The sequence below is a fragment of the Acinetobacter sp. 243_ASPC genome, assembly GCF_001054715.1.
GTDB lineage: Bacteria > Pseudomonadota > Gammaproteobacteria > Pseudomonadales > Moraxellaceae > Acinetobacter > Acinetobacter soli.
Map to the genome: position 1 here is coordinate 1 of NZ_JVOR01000066.1, position 1,140 is coordinate 1,140.

Below are 1,140 nucleotides of genomic sequence, written 5' to 3' on the forward strand. Positions count from 1 at the left end.
GATACTTTTAATTGATTGAACGTTCAATCAATTAAAAGTATCATAAAAAGGTGCTATCATGTTCTGTAGATCATTTATTGAAGCAAAACCTTATATTTTTAAGGACATACATGAACAAACGCAGAGTAAAACCCGAGCACGTGCGTCGTGAAGAAATTGTAAACGCCGCATATGACGTGATTTTTGAAGTGGGGTTATCCAACACCACCATGGCTCAAATTGCGAAAAAAGCCCAACTCTCGGTGGGTATCGTCAGTCATTACTTTGGCGACAAACAGGGTCTCATTAACGCTTGTATGCTAGAGATGCTCAATGTACTACGTCGTAAAACGGCGCAGTACAAAGCTGAAGTAAATGAGTTACAACCCGAGAATATGATTAAAGCAATTATTGATTCAAACTTTGATATTAGTCAGGTCAATCAAAGAGCAATGCGTATCTGGCTTGATTTCTGGTCTGCAAGTATGCACATGCCGGAACTCAGCCGATTACAGCGCATCAATGACCAGCGGCTCTACTCCAATCTGAAGTTTCACTTTCTGGAGTTAATGCCCAAGGATCAGGCCAGCATTGCAGCACGCGGTTTGGCCGCATTGATTGACGGACTCTGGTTACGTGGCAGTTTAAGTGGAGACACTGAATTTGACAGTGCACTTGCTCGAACCATTGCATATGACTATGTCGAGACTCAGCTACGGCTGGTAAAGCAAATTAGGCAGGAGAGACAAAATGAGTGATGTTCAACTTCATCGTTTATACATTCATGGACAATATGTTGATGCAACCAGCGGCAAAACCTTTGACAGTATCAACCCTGCAACAGGTGAAGTGATTGCCACGATTCAGCAAGCCTCAAAAGAAGATATCGATGCCGCTGTAAAAAGTGCACAGCAAGGCCAAAAAGAATGGGCTGCTAAGACTGCCATGGAACGCTCTCGTATTTTACGTCGCGCAGTCGATATTTTACGTGAACGCAATGACGAGCTTGCTGCACTTGAAACATTAGATACCGGTAAAGCCTTGAGCGAAACACGCAGCGTCGATATTGTCACAGGTGCCGATGTCCTTGAATATTACGCTGGACTGGCCACTGCCATTCAAGGTGAACAGGTTCCTTTACGTGAAAGCAGCTTTTTTTAT

1 protein-coding gene and 1 pseudogene (1 of these 2 only partly in view) are annotated in these 1,140 nt (G+C 43.5%); both read left to right on the top strand.

What is annotated here, in order from left to right; translation table 11 throughout:
- The first annotated feature begins 110 nt into the window (after positions 1 to 110).
- Positions 111 to 737 carry a transcriptional regulator BetI gene (betI, locus tag ADA42_RS06410; RefSeq protein WP_004935942.1) on the top strand — a complete coding sequence of 209 codons (627 nt, stop codon included), beginning with the start codon at positions 111 to 113 and terminating at the stop codon, positions 735 to 737.
- A pseudogene (gene betB / locus ADA42_RS06415) lies at positions 730 to 1,140 on the top strand (betaine-aldehyde dehydrogenase); it runs 1,070 nt beyond the window's last position. Before betI ends, betB begins: the two are co-directional and overlap by 8 nt.

Bases quoted from the DNA above. Each gene is read 5' to 3' on its own strand.
- betI (WP_004935942.1), top strand. From the start codon at position 111: ATGAACAAACGCAGAGTAAAACCCGAGCACGTGCGTCGTGAAGAAATT.